We start from the raw sequence: 19,061 nt of genomic DNA on the forward strand, positions 1-19,061 counted from the left end.
ATCATACCTTCGCAACCTGCGTTTTAGATTGCAGCTTTGCCCCGTCCTTATGCTTGGCCAATTCATTGGCAGCATTGTCATTGTCCAGCGGCAGATACAGCTTAGCGCCCGAGGCCGCAAACTCAGCCGATTTTTGCGCCATGGCGGCGGTTAACTCTTCTTGGGTTTTGACAGCGATATGGCTTAATTTAGAATCTCCCGTTTTCACTTGCTGAACTGAACCTAATGGCGCAAGTGTTCCGTCAGTCTCAGCAGCAAAGCTTTGTGCCTTTGCATCCGCTTCAAGGCTTGCCGCATAGTCACGCACATCTTGGGTGATCTTCATCGAGCAGAACTTAGGGCCACACATAGAGCAAAAATGCGCTACCTTGGCTGATTCCTGTGGCAGGGATTCATCGTGATAGGCTCGCGCGGTGTCAGGATCGAGCCCGAGGTTATATTGATCTTCCCAGCGGAATTCAAAACGCGCCTTAGATAACGCATTGTCGCGGATCTGTGCGCCCGGGTGGCCTTTAGCAATATCAGCCGCATGGGCAGCAATCTTGTAGGCAATTAACCCTTGTTTGACATCCTGCTTATTGGGTAAACCTAAGTGTTCTTTTGGCGTCACATAGCAGAGCATGGCGCAGCCATACCATGCGATCATCGCCGCCCCAATCCCTGAGGTGAAATGATCGTAACCCGGCGCAATATCGGTAATTTGCGGCCCTAAGGTATAAAAAGGCGCCTCGGCGCAGTGAATAAGCTGCTTATCCATATTCTCCTTGATAAGCTGCATCGGAATATGCCCTGGCCCTTCGATAATGGTCTGCACATCGTATTCCCAAGCAATTTTGACTAGCTCACCTAAGGTTTCAAGCTCAGCAAACTGCGCCTCATCATTGGCATCGGCAATCGAACCTGGTCGCATACCGTCGCCTAATGACAGCGACACATCGTAGGCAACGCACAGCTCGCAAATCTCACGAAAATGGGTATAGAGAAAGTTTTCTTGATGATGGCTCAAACACCATTTGGCCATAATCGAGCCGCCGCGGGACACAATCCCAGTGACCCGCTTGGCGGTCATCGGCACATAGCGCAATAACACACCTGCATGGATGGTAAAGTAATCAACGCCCTGCTCCGCTTGTTCAATCAAAGTATCGCGAAACACTTCCCATGTCAGGTTTTCGGCCACGCCATTCACTTTCTCAAGTGCTTGATAAATTGGGACAGTACCTATGGGGACCGGCGAGTTACGGATAATCCATTCGCGGGTTTCATGGATATACCGTCCCGTGGACAAGTCCATCACTGTGTCCGCGCCCCAACGGGTTGACCAGACTAACTTTTCCACTTCCTCCTCGATGGAGGACGTAACCGCCGAGTTACCGATATTGGCATTCACTTTCACCAAAAAATTACGGCCAATAATCATAGGTTCGGCTTCAGGGTGATTGATATTTAACGGAATAATGGCGCGACCACGGGCAATTTCGTCACGAACAAATTCAGGGGTTATCGGTTTACCTATTACGGCGCCAAAAGATTCACCTTGGCCGCGGCGGTTTAAGATTTCGTCCTGCACCTCGGCAAGTGCCATATTTTCACGAATCGCCACATACTCCATTTCAGGGGTAATAATCCCTTGGCGGGCATAGTGTAGTTGACTCACACGTTTACCCGGTAAGGCGCGGCGTGGGCGAACAATCGCGCTTGAAACTGCGTCAAAACGCAAATGATCGAGTCCGTCATCCTTCAAGTGCTGCTGGGCAAAATCTGAGGTCGCGCAATCAAGCACTTCAGTATCTTGGCGCTCAATAATCCACGGTAATCTGAGTTTAGCTAGGCCTTGGCGCACATTGATTTGGGCTGCGGGATCGGAATACGGGCCAGCGCAGTCGTACACCGGAATGGGAGGATTTTTCTCGACTATCGGCGCGGCCGTAGTGCCGCCAATGCGCGTATCGGTTTGAAAAATTTGCCGCATCCCCACACGTAAATCCGCACGGCTTCCCTGCAAATACAACTTTTGCGAATTAGGATGTTGTAATGGTTTTAGCGTATCGATAAAGGCTTGTGCCTGGGCGCGCGCTGCACGGCGGTTCCTTTGCCCCTGAGTGTTCACGGCAATCGATTCTGAGGACGATTCTAAACTGGACATAAGCAATCTCACTTTAACAAATAAAAATGGGGTTGCTTGTCTGGAGACTTGAGTGTTGAGAGCTGAGCCTTGTAAACCGTAAACGGATTTACTGACTCAATAACGACTAAATCGATGGGTTAATAGACGGCGAAAAGATTGCCGCTGACACGATTTAATGGAAGTTATTATGCTTGTTTCCTTCGCAGGTTTTAACCTGATCAGGTTCAACGGATCCCGAATAAACGGTCTCAGCCAAGAGGCACTCCGACAAGATGGGCAAAAGTATAGGCAGAAGCGCAGCGAACAAACAAGCGTAATTTAAGGATAAAAACTTAACTATCAATCAAAAACAAAGAATACATAACTAACTGTATATTATAGCATTTAATTTTATAAAATTTTTAAACTCATCATTATCATTATTTTGGGTGAAAATTTATCATCGTTATTTTTTAGCCTTTTGGCCGCTTTACCATCATTTTATCGAGCTGCGCCTTAATGGCATCATCAATTTCTTGGTTCATTTTCTTGCCACTGCAATCGAAGGGAAAACCTAAATTCTCGGCATAGGGATTAATTGGGGTGCCTACTTTGACGACCCGATAACAGGTATTACCTTGACGAACGATACGATTCGGATCCAGCTCTAAATCCAAACTGGTGGGGCCGCTAAAATCGTCGGCATTGGGCACAATCAGTACCTCCATCTCGGGGCTCATTTCAGACATATTCGACCGTTTGCTGTAATAATTTGCTTGCTCTAACACTAAATCATCTAAAGCTTGCTCACGCTGTCGTTCAAAATAACGCTGAGTAAACAATCCCACACTGCCCGCCGCCCCACCGCTTTGCCCACTGGCCGCAGACTGCTCAGTACTTGCCGCATGAGCCGAGCTTGATTGGGTTTCTGCCTTTTTCGGTTTAACAGCCTCTTTTGCACTCTGCTGGGTTTGGCCCTGAGTTGAGGTGTTCGGCGTTGAGGTGTTAGGCACAGATGTGTTTGGTACTGATGCTTTTGATTCTGTTACTTTTGATTCTTGGGCGCTGACTTCTGGAGGTTTGGCTATCTGCTCCATGGGTTTTGGCGTCAGCTTTACTGCGACTTTTGGTGACACTTTCGCTGACTGCTCAATATCAGCTGCCGGCTTTACGGTATTAGGCGGTGAGGTTATCGGCTCGCTAGTGTTAATAAACTCTTCCACTGAGATATCTTGAGCAGAATCCGCTGGAGCAGTTTGCGTTGGCGGCGCATAAATAAAATATGCCTTTAACGCTTTGGTTGTAGTCCGTGCGTTAGCAGATGATTCAGTAAAATGCAGCCCTAAGTGTTCCGACTGGGTTCGCCATAAAAAAATTAATAAAAACAGCAGTAAGCCATGGCCAAACATGACCCAAAGCAATAGCTTAAGATTGAAATAATGTGGCCGCTCTAGCCCGCTTAGATTTGAAGATGTTTTAAATGCGCTATCGATTGATCTTTGGTCTGCTTTACTTAAATTGAGGTGTAGATTGTTATCACAAGACTCGACATGAACACTTAAAGCGCTAAAAGGCTTAGTGTTCAAATCTGTAGCGCCTTGGGCTGTAGCACTTAAAAACGTTGCACAAAAAGGCAAAGCGGAAAATGGTGCGGTCTCATCGTTTGTAACGCGGCCGAGCACATCAACACTAAGATCATCTTCTGGGGCTATATTCGATCGAACAGGCAAAATCAATCCCTTAGTACTTAATGAATAAAGTACTTAACAAATCCATGACATCTTACGGAGAATTAGAGAAAGTGAGTCGAACAAAGTTCCAAAGCAGTGACATTATTCAGTTGTAAACCAGTACCATAATCTTGTACAAGGACAACAGAACTCATCAGTGTTATAGCCAATGGCAAGAACACGCAAAACAAATCAGCTTACACGTGTAAGCCAATTGTAGCTTTCCCTTTTATCTACTGATAGACTCAATCATTATCGTCATCGAGTGGATCAACAGCATGCCAAGCCAGAGTTTGATAGAGCCGCAAATGAGTCATGAAAAACCTTTAAATATCAGCGGGTATAGCTTAAGTGAAGAGATAGCCAATAGCATTAGCCATGGCCTAGGGGTGATTGCAGGTGTAGTGGGCTTAATCTTTATGCTACTTAAGGGCGCAGATAATCTCACCAATATTCAACTTACAGGCGTTATTATTTATGGCGTAAGTCTTATCCTGTTATTTTTAAGCTCAACCCTGTACCACAGCGTAACGCATGTTGGCTGGAAACATAAACTCAAGATTGCCGACCATTGTGCTATCTACTGCTTAATTGCGGGCACCTACACCCCACTGATGTTAATCAGCCTGCAAGGACAGCTTTCAACCATTATCCTGACGGCGATTTGGTCTTTGGCTATTGGTGGGATTTTATTTAAGACCTTATTTATTCACCGATTTAAAAAACTCAGTCTTGTGTTATATCTGGCGATGGGTTGGCTTTGTATGACGGTGATTGGCGATTTGACAGCAGCAATGTCACCGCTTGGATTTAATCTACTGCTATTGGGCGGGTTGTTTTACACCCTTGGAGTGATCTTTTATGTCGGCAAACGTATTCCGTACAATCACGCGATTTGGCATCTGTTTGTGCTAGCTGGCGCGATGAGTCATTTCTTCTGTATTTATTTAACAGTGATCTAGCATCTCACGCACTCTGAGTCACACAAGCCATTCTCTGGGTGGCTTTTTTATATCAATGCTTTGAGACTGAGTTTTATGGCTAAGTGATAAAGTCGCCAGCCAAGCGTTATCTACAATAATTCTGCAACTATCTGTTTCAGCAAAAAGGTTTCCCTGTCGATAGATTGGCCTTTGTTGGCGAAGGTGCGCTGAATTTCTTCATTATGGGCAATGGCTTGATGGATATTGATCCACTCAGGGCGCATACCGTTTTTCACTTCATGGGCTTCAAGCTTTGGCTCACCTAAGCCACGGTTACCTAAAGTCATATCGATTTCACACAGGTAGCAATAGGAATCCATATGTACTATGTTGGCGCCTTCGCGAAACCAAGGTCGATATTCTTCATAGCGGCCAAAGGGTGCAATAACGTTAGCTGCAATGGCGCCGGTTTCTTCCTGTAACTCACGAATAAGCCCAACCTCGATGCTCTCGCCCTTATCCACACCACCGCCGGGCAAGCCGTAATCTCGATATTTTTGGGTATAGAGCAGCAAAATATCTTCCCCCGACAGCACAATGGCGCGGGCGGCTTGGCGATAAAAGATCCTTGCCTGTTTCAAATTGATATTGGCGGCTCGGGTGGACTTCAATAAACGCATAGAAAAACTCAAGATTAACGGCCTATTAGCATAAACCAACTTTATGGATTTATAGAGCAAAACCGTTTTCAAGCAACACGCACAACAATACGTACACTTGAAACGGGTTAATTCAGTTGCTTAGTTGCCGCAAGATTTGCTGATAGGCCGCAACTATTTGCGCCTTATTTGGCAAGCGGCTCTCGGGGATACGTTGGTAATGGCTGATTGTCTGCACAAGATAACGCTTAGCCTGGCTGGTTTTATCCGCATCTAACCCTTGCCACATAATTGAGCCAGTCGAACTTAAGGGTGCCACGTCATTGCGCTTCGAAGCTGTACTCGAATGGGTTAAATGCAATATCTCATAGAAGCGCTGATTTTCTTCGAGTAAATATTCCTGCTTAAGGGATAATCCCAACTCTGCAAGTGAGCTGCGCACATGATAATTATGATGCACGGGACACAAAATAAACTCGAGCGGGCTGGAATGATAAGAATGGTTGTGATTGTCGCTGTGATACTGGCCATAACACGACACTATGCTGCGCACCAGTTCAACCAATAACTCGCCCCCCACACCCGCAATAATCACTAAGTGCTTGGCTTGCTTGCCGTAATGCGCCAGTGGCAACGCCGCCACATCCAGACAATGCACTTGCCATTCACTCTGGGCATGGGTGGTTTGCTCTTTTTCGTTTTGAGCGTTTGAGATAGGCTGCTGGGGGAAAAACCGAGCTAACTCAAGGCTGAGTTGCTGCATCAAGGGGGCCACACAATCGACAAAATGCACTTTAGGCGCAGCATTTCTTTGCAGTAACAGCATGCCGAGTAAACCATGATCGCAGCAGCAGTCCCAAATATGATCGTATCCTTGCTCTACCATCTGATTGATCTGCTGTAATCGCTGACTGATTTTCACCGCTGACGCCTCAAAAATCGCGCCCATACATGCTTGAGCGCCATAAAGCCGCGCATTCTACCCGAGTCAGCGGTTAAAACCCATCTCTTTAGGTTTGACTATCAGGCTGCCAGCCTCTAGGCCGCATCGGTGAATACGTATGCAACCCATTGCGAGCAAAAAGCCATCACCACTAGTATGCATTGACCCATATTCACTATAAAAACAAGGATCAGGGAATGTTCAGCAATCCTCTTACCCACGCACGCCACATCAACTCGCCAACGCGAAATCGACACAATTTATTCACGCCCAGCTTGCTAGCACTCAGCATTGGCGGCCTGTTGAGTACAGGTTCCACGGCGCAAACTCTCAACCTGAGCTCCCCCGATAAACAAATCGTCTTGAGTCTGAGTGATGATACGGGCCGCCCCGAATACCAAATCCATTTTCATGGCAAATCAATTATCGAACCGAGCCGCTTAGGGTTAGTCTTTACCTCACTGGGGGAATTAGGCCAAGGTCTTCGCATTAAATCGAGCCACACCGCCAGCGCCGATGACAAATGGCAGCAACCTTGGGGTGAGCAAGAGTGGATTAAGGATCAACACAATCAACTGAGCGTGGTATTAACCGACGGTAAAATCGACTTAAACCTCGAGTTTAAAGCCTTTGACGATGGCATCGGCTTTCGTTATCACTTAGCCGCACAAAATGCCCTGCCAGCCAATACGCCGCTTGCCATTACCGATGAACTCACCGAATTTAATATTGGCCAGAGTGATAAGGCCACCGCCTGGTGGATCCCTTCTCGGGGATGGAACCGCTACGAATATCTGTATCGCACCAGCGCGCTCAATCAGGTCGACCGAGCCCACACTCCTTTTACCTTTAAACTGGTCGATGGCACCCATTTGAGTATTCACGAGGCGGCGTTAGTTGATTTTGCCTCAATGACACTCGATCAACAGCGCGATGGCAAGCTCAAGGCCGATCTAACCCCTTGGTCAGATGGCACTCGCGTTAAAACCCAAGCGGGCTTTTATACCCCATGGCGCACGATTCAAATCGCCGACAAGGCCACGGGTCTGCTTAATTCTCACCTTATCCTCAACCTGAATGGGCCCAATAAACTGGGGGATGTCTCTTGGGTTAAACCGGGTAAATATGTCGGCATTTGGTGGGGGATGCACCTCAATGAAAACACTTGGGGCTCGGGCCCAACGCACGGCGCAACCACCAGCGAAACAGAGCGCTATATGGATTTCGCCGCCAAATATCAGTTTGATGGCGTCTTGGTCGAAGGCTGGAACCAAGGTTGGGATGGCGATTGGTTCCATAATGGCGATCAATTCAGTTTTACTAAGGCCTATGATGATTTCGATTTACCCGCCATTACCGCCTACGGCGCGAAAAAAGGCGTGCGCCTGATTGGTCACCACGAGACCGCAGGCTCAGTCACCCACTACCGCAAGCAAATGAATGATGCCTTCGCCCTGTATGAAAAACATGGCGTGACCCAAGTCAAAACCGGTTATGTCGCTGACGGTGGACAAATCAAACGCATCGATGAAAATGGCATCACCCGTCACGAATGGCACGACGGTCAGTTTATGGTGGGCGAATATCTTCACAGCGTTACCGAAGCAGCCAAGCACCATATCAGCATTAATACCCACGAGCCGATTAAAGATACTGGGCTGCGCCGCACTTATCCTAACTGGATCTCCCGCGAAGGTGCCCGCGGCCAAGAGTACAATGCTTGGGGCAGCCCACCAAATAGCCCAGAACATACCGCCATGTTGCCCTTTACCCGCATGCTGGCTGGACCAATGGACTTTACCCCGGGAATTTTTGATTTGGCGCCTAAGGGGTTAGATGCCGAAAATCGTGTGCAAACCACCTTAATGAAGCAACTCGCCCTGTATGTGGTGCTCTACAGCCCAATCCAAATGGCCGCCGACTTGCCACGCAATTATCAAAAACATCTAGATGCCTTCCAGTTTATCCGCGATGTACCAACAGACTGGTATCAAAGTATCGCACTGGCTGGCGAAGTGGGTGATTATGTGGTGTTTGCCCGCCAAGCCAAAGATCAACAAGATTGGTACTTGGGGGCGCTGACCGATGAAAATGCCCGTCAGATCAAGGTTAAACTGGGTTTCCTCGATCCAAACAAACGCTATCAAGCCCAGATCTACCGCGATGGTGCAAAAGCCGATTGGAAAACCAATCCCTATGATTATGTGATTGAAACTAAAGAGGTCAGCGCCAAAGACAGCCTAACCTTAACCCTCGCCAGCAGTGGTGGCACAGCGATCCGCTTTAAGGCTCTTTAAATTAATAGGGCGACCAATATGGTCGCCCTATTAGGTTTGCAATGCGATTAATTTAACCTGAACTCGGGATAACGGGTGTCGAAAAAGTCTAAATTTAACAAACAAAATCAATGCTATAGATGATTATTTTGAAAAGAAAAATCTTTTTCCTGACTGAATGCGCAGATTTTTGCGCATATCAAGGCGCTCTGTCGTATGCCATAGCGAGCTATGGTGAGACAGAGCAACGCAGAGAGGCCCGAAAAGATGCCTATTCAGCGGCGCTACTTATCCCGAGCTCAGGTTAATTTAAGGTCAACGCCACAATTTTAAGGGGATGATTATCATCGAACGACGGAAAATCCTCATGGGGATCGAGCCAAGTGTGATCAATCACACCTCGGCCTTGTTTTTCAACGCAGCGAACTAGACTATCAAACCAATCTTGACGATCTACTTTGGCGACATTATTGCAACACACAATGGTGCCACCAGCCTTGGTTGATAATAATGCGGGTTTAAATAACCCTTGGTAATCATTAACTAAATCGACAATCCCGAAGGCACTCTTGGCATAACGAGGCGGATCAAGAAATACCAGATCAAATTGGGTTTGCGGCAATTTGGGGTAACTGGGTAATTTTTGGTTGCGGCGCCCTCCCACACTTAAACCAGCTAATTGGCGCAAGGCCGGAAACGCATCACTCTGCACAAACTCACATACCTCTGACACTTGGTTTAATTCGGCATTAGTTCGCCCAGCGGCGAGTGCAAAGGAGGAAAAGTCGACATTCACAACCCGTTCTGCGCCGCCCATAGCCGCAGCAGTGCCGATACCACAGGTGTAAGAAAACAAATTCAGCACGGTTTTATCTTGACTGTGTGCCCGCACATATTCGCGACCAATACGCATATCAAGAAATAGCAGCGGATCTTGTCCTTCGTGGCGTAGCTTAGTGGTGAATTTAATCCCATTTTCCTGCATCACCAACTCGGCACTGGCAATATCATCCAGTTCAGGGCTTAGCGCATTGAGCACCCGCGAATGGCCAGCGGAGCGGTCATTATACACAACAGGCAGGGCCACTTCTTGGGTGAGCACGTCCACTACCTCAGCCAATTCCTCAGCGGTTAAGGTGTGGTGAAAACTCTGCACTAACCAATTATCGCCGTAGCGATCGACATTCAAGCCACTGACACCTTCGACCGTGCCATGGAACACCCGAAAACAATCGGTATGATCTTGTTCTGCTTGTAGTAAAAAATCATGGCGTTTAGCTAAAGCCGTCGATAACAGCGTTTGAATAGACATAAAAAGCGGGACTCATACAGCGGAAACCTGCGTAAGGTTTCAAGGGGAAAACGGCATGATAGCAAACTCAGCGACAAAATATCGGATAAATTCCCCCAGTATCCAATCACAGACTATGCAAGCGGAGCCGTTTTAGCTTAAGGCACTAAGTGAGGCAGCCCCTTTGGCTCACCCCTTCCTTTAGCGCCTACACCATTAGTAGCTAGTAGCTAATAGCCGCAAACTACACCACTAGACTATGTCACTAAAACGATGCCGCTCAGACTATGCCTTTCTCTCTGCAAACGATGCCTGATAAACGGGATAATCGATATAGCCAGCTTCACCGCCGCCATACAAGGTAAGCCTTGCATCCGCATCAAACTCGGTTAATGGCCAGTCATGGGCAAAGCGCGCGACTAAATCCGGATTGGTCACAAAGGGCGTGCCAAAGGCCACAAAGTCTGCGTAGTGTTGGTCAAGTAAGCGCTGAGCAGATTGCTTGGTTAATTTCCCCGCCACCATTATCGGGTGTTGATACACACTGCGCACTTGCTGACGAAACGCGTCAGACACTTCCACATAGCGCGAGATGTTTTCAGAAAAATGCACATAGGCAAGATTCATCGGTTGCAGCTTTTGTAGCAAGGTGAGTGTTAATTGGATGATGTCAGGGTTGTCACCGGTAAATCCCTCACCAATATGGGGAGATATCCGCACAGCGACTCTCCCAGATCCAATGGTCTGTGTAAGGGCTTGTAAGGTGTCGACTAAAAAACGCAACCGATTTTCTTGGCTGCCACCGTAGCGATCTTGCCGTTGATTGCTTTCTAAGCGCATAAAAGTATCAAATAAATAGCCATGGGCTGCATGCACTTCAACCCCATCAAAACCGGCTAACATCGCATTTTGTGCTGCTTGCACAAAATCGCTGATAGTCGCTTGGATATCTTGTTCGCTCATCGCCTTTGGCTGCTGGGTTTCAATCATGCCAAAGCCACCTTCAGGTAATGGACCAAATACCTGATCGGGTATTTTTATTGCCGATGGCGCAAGAGGCTCAGCGCCAGACACACTCGAATGGCTGCGACGACCAACATGCCAGAGTTGGATAAATATTTTCCCACCTTCTTGGTGCACCGCTTCCGTGACTTTTTTCCAGCCCTCAATCTGTGCTGGAGTATAAATCCCAGGGGTCATTGAATACCCTCGCGCCACCGCTGACACAGGTGCGCCTTCGGTAATAATCAATCCTGCGCTTGCTCGCTGGCGATAATAGGTGGCCATCATCTCGTTCGGAATATCCCCCGGCTGAGTGCTACGTGAGCGAGTCATTGGAGCCATCACAATACGGTTTTTAGTCTCTAACACATGACCTTTGAATGCCTTGAACATACTTTCCCCTAGGCTTGATAAGTTGGATAGTCAGTTAACCCTTTTTCGCCACCACCAAACAGCGTTGTTGGGTCATGCTCAGCCAACGGATAGCCGTGTTTTAGCCGCTCGGGTAAATCTGGATTGGCAATAAAAGGTCGTCCAAAACCAATCATATCAGCCAAACCATCGTTAATAGTTTGTTCCGCTGTGTGTGCGTTGTATCGTCCGGCATAAATCAGCACGCCCTGATAAGCCTCACGCAATGCTTGTTTGAATGAGCGTGGCGTATCAGGTGCATCATCCCAATCCACCTCGGCAATATGTAGATAAACAATTCGATGTTTGTTAAGTAACGCAGCGGCAGCGGTATAGGTCAAAATCGGGTCCGCATCCACAGTACCATTGAGGGTCGTAAGGGGCGCTAAACGCACACCCACTCGCTCAGCACCAATAGCATCGACCAATGCCGTAACCACTTCGTCTAAAAAACGTAGGCGATTTTCAAGGCTACCGCCGTACTCATCACTACGGTTGTTGGCTTCGGAATCAATAAATTGGTTGATCAAATAGCCATTAGCGGCGTGGAGTTCAATGCCATCAAAGCCAGCCGCCATAGCATTGAGCGCTGCTTGACGATAATCAGCGATCACTTGCGCAATATCAGCCTTCGTCATTGCCCGAGGCGCAACGACATCAACAAAACCAGGTTCATCAGTGCCGTTATCGACAAACACTTTTACGTTTTCCGCTTTTAATGCGGATGAAGAAATCGGTTGTTGCCCACCAATATTGTCAGGATGGGTGACTCGGCCTACATGCCATAACTGAGCAAAAATCACTCCGTTCTTGGCATGAACTGCCTCAGTGACGATACGCCAGCCCGCGATCTGTTCGGGAGTATAAATACCAGGAGTCCAAGCATACCCTTTTGCAGTTGGAGAAATCTGTGTGCCTTCAGAGACAATGAGCCCCGCACTCGCACGCTGAGCATAATAGGTTGCCATCATATGATTGGCTACATCGCCTGGCTGACTGGCTCTTGAACGAGTCATTGGCGGCATAACGATGCGGTTTTTGAGTGTTAATGCACCCAAGGTGATCGGTTGAAACAGTGATTGCGTCATAATATAACCCTCTCATTTCGTTGCAAACATACTAGCAAACTCAACAAGAGACATTGAGCGCAATAAAGACAAATGATTTTTGTTGTAACTGCAAAAGTGTTTACTGATACGTCAATACGACAAGTGTTGCCCTACTGCTTACAGGATTAGCTTAGGCTGAATAAAATCAATAAAGGCCGAGATACGTTTCGCGACGGTAGAAGATTTATAGTACACCGCATTGATCTGCTCTCGGCCGGTATTGGTGATTTTTTCACTCTCCAATAAGGGGATTAAACGCCCCTCAGCGATATCCTTTTTCACCATAAATCCCGATAAGCAGGCAATGCCATTACCCGTTAATGCAAGCTGCCTTAACGTTTCACCGTTACTCGAGGTTAATGTAGGTGTAAATCGAGTAAATCCGTTCAGTGGCCAATCATTGAGGGCTTTTGGGGTAGAAAATCCCAGCAAATCGTGGTGAATAAGATCGCTGCTTTTATTGGGAAAACCGCGCCTTGATAGGTAATCTGGTGAGGCTACAATGTACAGCAAGCTTTTACCAAGTGGCCTAGCATGCAAAGTCGAATCCGTTAAGTTGCCAATGCGGATCGCGAGATCGGTTTTCTTTTCAAGCAAATCAACAAAACCTTCGTTGGAGGTGAGTTCCAATTCAATATCGGGATAGGTTTGCTTAAATGGCTGGATAAGCGGCACTAATTGATGAAACACAAAGGGACTTGCGGCATCGACACGTAAACGGCCTCTCGGTAGCTCTCCACGAGTAATGATATCCTCTTCAGCTTGCTGGATCTGTAATAAGCCAATTCGGATGGCTTCAACAAACTGGCGACCTTCCTCGGTTAATTCGATCCGGCGAGTCGTGCGATTTAAAATAGAAACGCCAACTTGGCTTTCAACCTTGCTCACCGCCCGAGACACGCGGGCAACTTGAATATCTAACAGTTCAGCTGCCGCCGAAAAACCACCACTGTCGACGACAGCAAGCAGTATTTCTAAATCATCGGACCGTGTTTTCATTTTATTTCTCGCGCCACACCCGTAATTGTTGCATTTATAGCAAATATCATTGGTATAAATATCTGTATTTTACAATTTGCAAAAATCACTAAAGTGTCTCAATGAGTTGCTCGAATCCTGCGGCGGCTTTGGTTGGTACAAATTCCACCACATCAAATTCAGCCACGTCTTCGGTATAGAAAGGATCTTGCTGCAAAATAGCCTCGAGTACTGCACGCGACTCCGCCTTAGCGAAGATCACACCGCCCGTGCGTGGCACCTTACGGCCCGAGGCGATAAAAACGCCCTTGGCGTAATACGCCTCAAGATAATCAATATGAGCAGCTAAATGTAACTCAACATCTGCCAGCGGCTTTTTGTAGGTTAAGGTGATAACAAACATAGATATCCTTTATTCAAAAAATAATCGATTTTGACAGGTGCTAACCATGATTACATGAGAGCATCTGCTGACATACTGTTCCATTATTTTTGCAGTATCAATCGCATAATGCGTCTATTGCTCACTGCTGCTGACACTTTAGCCACTGACTGGATACCCACACAACCCCATAGGAGTGTAAAATAGGCTGCCATTAGGTTACACGGCTGTTTAACTTGAGTTATCAATGGATGATGAATACGTATGTAAGCGGTTGTGCGTCAATCGACGCTGCGGCTACTATAAATTCGCTAGTTCCACCCTCTGCTTGTGGGGTTGAACACTGTGAGGTCGTTTCTGGTAGCAGCCTTTGAGGATAGCTGTCAGGCTTAGGTTCTTTTCTGCTTCTGAGCATTTGCATCATAGAGTATGAAAATGAATTTATTGGCGAATATGCTTCTGAGGGAGAGGTATATTCGCTATTTTTTAGCATCAAAACACACCTTTATAGCGACCAAACCGAACTGGCACAATAATGCGTAAACTGAGCCAAAGCTATTGATTAAGCTTTCAAATTATAACGATAAATGACTCAAGGCAGCACTGCTGTCCGCTACTGAAGGGAAGTTGCATGTCCACGGATCAACAAACGATTACCCCATTAGAAAGTGTCTCACCCAAGGTGGTGCATCGCGCCGTACATAAGCTACAACCCGAGCTGAATTTCTGGCAAATTTTTAATATGTGCTTTGGTTTTTTGGGGATCCAATTCGGTTTTGCCCTGCAAAATGCCAACGTCAGCCGCATTTTCCAAACCCTTGGCGCCTCTATCGATGACATTCCCATCCTGTGGATTGCCGCACCGTTAACGGGTCTGCTGGTTCAACCTATTATTGGTTATCTGAGCGATAATACTTGGGGGCGCTTAGGTCGCCGTCGGCCGTATTTTTTAATCGGCGCTATTTGTACGACTCTTGCGATATTTGTGATGCCGCATTCCCCTACATTATGGATTGCCGCAGGCATGCTGTGGATTATGGACGCCTCAATCAATATTGCCATGGAACCCTTCCGTGCCTTTGTGGGGGATAATTTGCCTCCCAAGCAGCGCACCCAAGGTTATGCCATGCAAAGCTTTTTTATTGGCATCGGTGCAGTTGTGGCCTCGGCCCTACCCTATATTCTCAGTAACTTCTTTGCTGTCGCCAATACCGCGCCCGCGGGCGAAATTGCCGATTCGGTGCGTTATGCCTTCTATTTTGGCGGCGCCGTGCTGTTTCTCAGCGTTGCCTGGACAGTGATCTCCACCAAAGAATATTCCCCCGATGAACTTGCCGCCTTCCATGGCAATGCTGACGCAGGCGCAGATGAGCAACAGTATCGCACTCGCACCCATCAGAATTATCAATTTGCCGCTATCGTTTGGATGGCTGTAGGCGCACTGCTGACGCTTGCGGTGTGGACACAGGATTTAGATAAGCAGCTGTATATTTTAACCTTAGGGATTTTTGCCTTTGGCCCATTGCAACTTTACTGCGCCCTTCGCTTAGGTAAATCAACGCCCTCACAGCGTTCGCAACTGGGCATTGTCTTTAATGTGGTCGATGATTTATTCCATATGCCTAAGGCAATGCATCAGTTAGCGATAGTGCAGTTTTTCTCTTGGTTCGCGCTCTTTGCGATGTGGATATACACCACCTCGGCGGTAACGTCCTACCATTTTGGCAGCAGCGATGTGTTATCCCCAGCCTACAATAATGGTGCCGATTGGGTGGGTGTACTATTCGCCTCCTACAATGGATTTTCGGCCATTGCGGCGCTGTTTATTCCGCTACTTGCCAAACGTATCGGGATCAAACTCACCCATACCTTTAATATGTTCTGCGGTGGTTTTGGCTTAATAAGTTTCTATTTTATCAAGGATCCCAGCCTGCTATGGCTGCCGATGATAGGGGTGGGTATTGCCTGGGCCTCAATTCTATCTATCCCCTACGCGATGTTATCCAGCACCTTACCGCCGAAAAAAATGGGCGTGTATATGGGAATTTTTAACTTCTTTATCGTGATCCCACAGCTCCTTGCAGCCAGCGTCTTAGGCGTAATCCTCAATGGATTATTTGATGGTCAACCCATCTATGCCCTGCTCACCGGCGGCGTCCTCATGCTCTGCGCCGGGATTGCCGTGCTCTTTGTTGAGCAGCCGAATACTCAGCATACTCAAGCGTAAATCGCAGATCCTACAACTCGGCACTCTTGGCGTTTGGGTAACTAAACGCCAATACGTATAGCCACATAACTTACAACAAGAATAAATCGCAATTAGCACCATCTATTAATTGGGGAGATTTTGATGAATATGGCATCGACAACAGTACCTTCGCAGCAGGCTCGCAGCTTAACTCGTAAGCCGATTGCGCTCGCAATTGCCGCAAGTCTTATCGGCGTTGTCAGCTTAATGGGCTGCTCACCCTCGGCCCCCAATGCAGACACATCAACACAGACCGTCACAAAAGCCACAGATGTACAGATTGCCCCCGGCGCCCCCGGCAAAGCCCCAACCTGGGCGTTCTCCGGCAAAACCGGTATCGGTACCTCCTATGAGCCTTATAATCAGGGGCAATACCAAGACAGCGCTCAAAATCCCATTAGCCGAGTGTGGTTCTCCATCGCGCAGGGGATTTTAACCGAAACCATGTATGGCCTTATTCACAATGCTCAACTCAAAGAGTTGCAATTTGTGATCACCGGCAATGGCTTTGTCGATACCGAAAAAGACAACACGATCAGCAGCATTGAATACTTAGATACCGATGCCAATGGCCGCCCACAATCCTTGGCCTATAAGATTATCAATCGCGACGTTGAAGGTAAGTATCAGATAGAAAAACATATCTTTACCGATCCCGACCGCGATACGCTGATGATGCGCGTGACGTTTACCGCCTTTGAAGCGGGCATCACACCGCATTTATACGTTAACCCCCATATCGATAATGCGGGCGCGAATGATATGGGCAGAATTGATCATCAAGCCCTTATCGCTCGCACCGCTGACCCACACAGCAGCGTGATGACGGTGAAATCGGATATCGATTTTGCGCAGGCGACCACCGGTTTTGTCGGTGTATCCGACGGTTTGGCCGATTTAGCCGATAACGGCAAGCTAGATACGCTGTATCAAGCCACCAGCAGCGCCGAAAAGCCTACTCAAGGCAACATTGCCTTTACCGCCAGTTATCCAGCACTCCAAGCGAATCAACCTCTTAATGTGAATTTGGTGATTGGTTTTGGCCAGGATGAGGCCAGCAGTTTAGCCAATGCCAACGCCAGCTTAACGGCGGGGTATGATGCGGTGCTGAACCAATACAACGCTGGTTGGCACAGTTATTTACAATCGCTGCCCGCGATGCCAGCTATGGCGCAAAGCACCACAGATAATGGCAAGCTGCTGTATACCAGTGCCATGGTACTCAAGGCGCAGGAAGATAAAACCTACGCGGGCGCCCTTATCGCTTCGCTTTCTAATCCTTGGGGCGATACCGTCCCTGCTGTCACACCCAGCACGGGTTACAAGGCCGTTTGGCCGCGCGACTTTTACCAGTGCGCCATGGCATTTCTCGCCATGGGCGATACCCAAACGCCTAAAGTCGCCTTTGAATACCTTAAAAAGGTGCAAGTGAGCGATAAAACCCCAGGCTTTAGCGGCACACCCGGTTGGTTTTTACAAAAGACCCATGTGGACGGCCAAATTGAATGGGTGGGCGTACAGCTCGACCAAACGGCGATGCCTATCATGCTCGGCTGGAAACTCTGGCAGGCAGGCGTACTCAGTCAAGCTGAACTGAACCATTGGTATCAAGAGATGTTAAAAGCTGCGGCGGACTTTTTAGTCAGCGGCGGCGAGGTGAATCTTGACTGGAATCACACCCAAATTACGCCACCGAAAACCCAGCAAGAACGTTGGGAAGAACAAGCTGGTTATTCGCCTTCCACCACGGCCGCAGTGATCGCAGGCTTAGTGGCCGCGAGTGATATTGCCAAGGCAGTAAACGACAGCGATGCCAGTCAACGTTATCTCGCGACCGCTAAAACTCTTAATCAACAACTTGAAAAACACTTAGTGACGACCCAAGGTTTACTCACAGATAGCCAAGGCATTAAGGCGCCTTATTATCTGCGATTGAGCCCCAACGGTGAGCCAAACACCGCCGAGACACTCGCCGCCAATAATGGCCGTGCGGGATTAGATCAACGTCAGATCCTCGATGGTGGCTTTTTAGAGCTGGTGCGCTATGGCGTACGTGGCGCCACCGATAAGCTTATCAATCAAAGCCTAGCGCTGGTGGATAACACTGAGCTTGAGGACAATTTACGCCTCAAATACAACTTTACGGCAAAGGATGGCAGTAGCGTTCCCGGCTTTAGACGTTACGGTAACGATGGCTACGGTGAAGATACCCTCACTGGCGCAAACTACGCCGAATCGGGCAGTAATAGCGACAATCAACGCGGCCGCGTATGGCCCTTCTTCACCGGCGAGCGAGGACATTTTGAACTGGCTTTAGCAAGTGCAAAGGGAGAATTGACTGGCACGAAAGGACTGCAAACCAAACAGCAGCTTATCAATACCTATGTACAAGGTATGGAAACCTTCGCCAACGCGGGTCTAATGCTCCCCGAGCAAGCATGGGATGGTGTCGGTAACGCCACACGTTATCAATATCAACTCGGCCAAGGCACTAACTCCGCCACTCCGCTCGCCTGGACCCACGCTGAATATATCAAGCTGGTACGTTCAATGAGCGATGGTCGAGTATGGGATAACTACCCTATCGTCCCAGAGGCGTTGAAATAGTGTTTAAATACTGATACGAGTCAATAAAGCCCGCACAAGATTAGTTGTGTGGGCTTAATGATGAAAAACAGCATACTCCTTTAATTCGCCCCACATCATCCATTCTGCGCACCGTAAAAGCATTCTCTGTTTTTATGTGAATACTTGTTTTTATTGCCGTTACTTCAATAAAAAATTGACTTACATAAGTCCGTCAGCTTGATCACGATACTCCAATAGGGTGATTGTTTACTTAAGCAAATACATGACATAAACGCCTTCGACATGTGCTAAAGTTAGCCTATACTGTGTATATGTAAGGGCTATCCACTTAGCACGACCAACCACTATATATTGTGGTTATCGATTTTTAATTGATTGGTACGTTATCGGCTTAGAACGCACTGCTTGCTCAA

The 19,061-nt window shown here is 47.8% G+C and carries 13 protein-coding genes and 1 riboswitch; of the genes, 4 read left to right on the top strand and 9 right to left on the bottom strand.

Translation table 11 applies throughout. From position 1 onward, the window contains the following. Position 1: 1 nt before the first annotated feature. Both thiC and HG547_RS17470 read right to left on the bottom strand, forming a co-directional pair. Positions 2-2,146 carry a phosphomethylpyrimidine synthase ThiC gene (gene thiC, locus HG547_RS17465; protein ID WP_169548539.1) on the bottom strand — a complete coding sequence of 715 codons (2,145 nt, stop codon included), beginning with the start codon at positions 2,144-2,146 and terminating at the stop codon, positions 2-4. Between the two features lie 160 nt (positions 2,147-2,306). Beyond that, positions 2,307-2,405, bottom strand: a riboswitch (TPP riboswitch). Between the two features lie 175 nt (positions 2,406-2,580). Beyond that, positions 2,581-3,837, bottom strand: coding sequence for a hypothetical protein (locus HG547_RS17470; protein WP_169548540.1), 1,257 nt, complete (start codon positions 3,835-3,837; stop codon positions 2,581-2,583). A gap of 278 nt (positions 3,838-4,115) precedes the next feature. Here HG547_RS17470 and HG547_RS17475 point away from each other — a divergent pair, with 278 nt between their 5' ends. Next, a complete protein-coding gene (locus HG547_RS17475) occupies positions 4,116-4,799 on the top strand; it encodes a hemolysin III family protein (protein ID WP_169548541.1) in 684 nt (227 codons plus the stop codon). Between the two features lie 110 nt (positions 4,800-4,909). On the opposite strand, the gene HG547_RS17480 is transcribed toward HG547_RS17475, so the two are convergent. After that, complete coding sequence (locus HG547_RS17480) at positions 4,910-5,440, bottom strand: NUDIX domain-containing protein (RefSeq protein WP_055648294.1); 531 nt, start codon at positions 5,438-5,440, stop codon at positions 4,910-4,912. Between the two features lie 112 nt (positions 5,441-5,552). After that, positions 5,553-6,341 carry a tRNA (adenine(22)-N(1))-methyltransferase TrmK gene (locus HG547_RS17485; protein WP_169548558.1) on the bottom strand — a complete coding sequence of 263 codons (789 nt, stop codon included), beginning with the start codon at positions 6,339-6,341 and terminating at the stop codon, positions 5,553-5,555. Positions 6,342-6,559: 218 nt separating this feature from the next. On the opposite strand from HG547_RS17485, the gene HG547_RS17490 reads away from it, so the two are divergent. Continuing rightward, entirely contained in the window at positions 6,560-8,659 is a 2,100-nt protein-coding gene (locus tag HG547_RS17490; protein WP_169548542.1) for a glycoside hydrolase family 97 protein, read from the top strand. 283 nt (positions 8,660-8,942) lie between these two features. On the opposite strand, the gene HG547_RS17495 is transcribed toward HG547_RS17490, so the two are convergent. The 5 genes from HG547_RS17495 to HG547_RS17515 all read right to left on the bottom strand — a co-directional run bounded on the left by HG547_RS17495 (position 8,943) and on the right by HG547_RS17515 (position 13,832). Next, the gene (locus tag HG547_RS17495; RefSeq protein ID WP_037431613.1) at positions 8,943-9,950 is read right to left on the bottom strand and encodes a class I SAM-dependent methyltransferase; all 1,008 of its coding nucleotides are present in this window, start codon (positions 9,948-9,950) and stop codon (positions 8,943-8,945) included. Between the two features lie 264 nt (positions 9,951-10,214). Further along, the gene (locus HG547_RS17500) at positions 10,215-11,324 is read right to left on the bottom strand and encodes an alkene reductase (RefSeq protein WP_169548543.1); all 1,110 of its coding nucleotides are present in this window, start codon (positions 11,322-11,324) and stop codon (positions 10,215-10,217) included. 8 nt (positions 11,325-11,332) lie between these two features. Next, positions 11,333-12,430: an alkene reductase gene (locus tag HG547_RS17505; RefSeq protein ID WP_169548544.1), complete on the bottom strand. Its 1,098-nt coding sequence runs from the start codon at positions 12,428-12,430 to the stop codon at positions 11,333-11,335. Positions 12,431-12,568: 138 nt separating this feature from the next. Further along, complete coding sequence (locus HG547_RS17510) at positions 12,569-13,450, bottom strand: LysR family transcriptional regulator (RefSeq protein ID WP_169548545.1); 882 nt, start codon at positions 13,448-13,450, stop codon at positions 12,569-12,571. A gap of 88 nt (positions 13,451-13,538) precedes the next feature. After that, positions 13,539-13,832 carry a YciI family protein gene (locus HG547_RS17515; protein WP_169548546.1) on the bottom strand — a complete coding sequence of 98 codons (294 nt, stop codon included), beginning with the start codon at positions 13,830-13,832 and terminating at the stop codon, positions 13,539-13,541. A gap of 610 nt (positions 13,833-14,442) precedes the next feature. Between HG547_RS17515 and HG547_RS17520 the strand changes: the two genes are divergently transcribed. Together HG547_RS17520 and HG547_RS17525 are read left to right on the top strand one after the other, a co-directional pair. Beyond that, a complete protein-coding gene (locus HG547_RS17520) occupies positions 14,443-16,038 on the top strand; it encodes an MFS transporter (RefSeq protein ID WP_169548548.1) in 1,596 nt (531 codons plus the stop codon). A gap of 129 nt (positions 16,039-16,167) precedes the next feature. Then, positions 16,168-18,666 carry a glucan 1,4-alpha-glucosidase gene (locus HG547_RS17525; RefSeq protein ID WP_169548560.1) on the top strand — a complete coding sequence of 833 codons (2,499 nt, stop codon included), beginning with the start codon at positions 16,168-16,170 and terminating at the stop codon, positions 18,664-18,666. Positions 18,667-19,061 lie beyond the last annotated feature (395 nt).

The sequence above is a fragment of the Shewanella sp. DNRA4 genome, assembly GCF_012843185.1.
Lineage (GTDB): Bacteria > Pseudomonadota > Gammaproteobacteria > Enterobacterales > Shewanellaceae > Shewanella > Shewanella xiamenensis.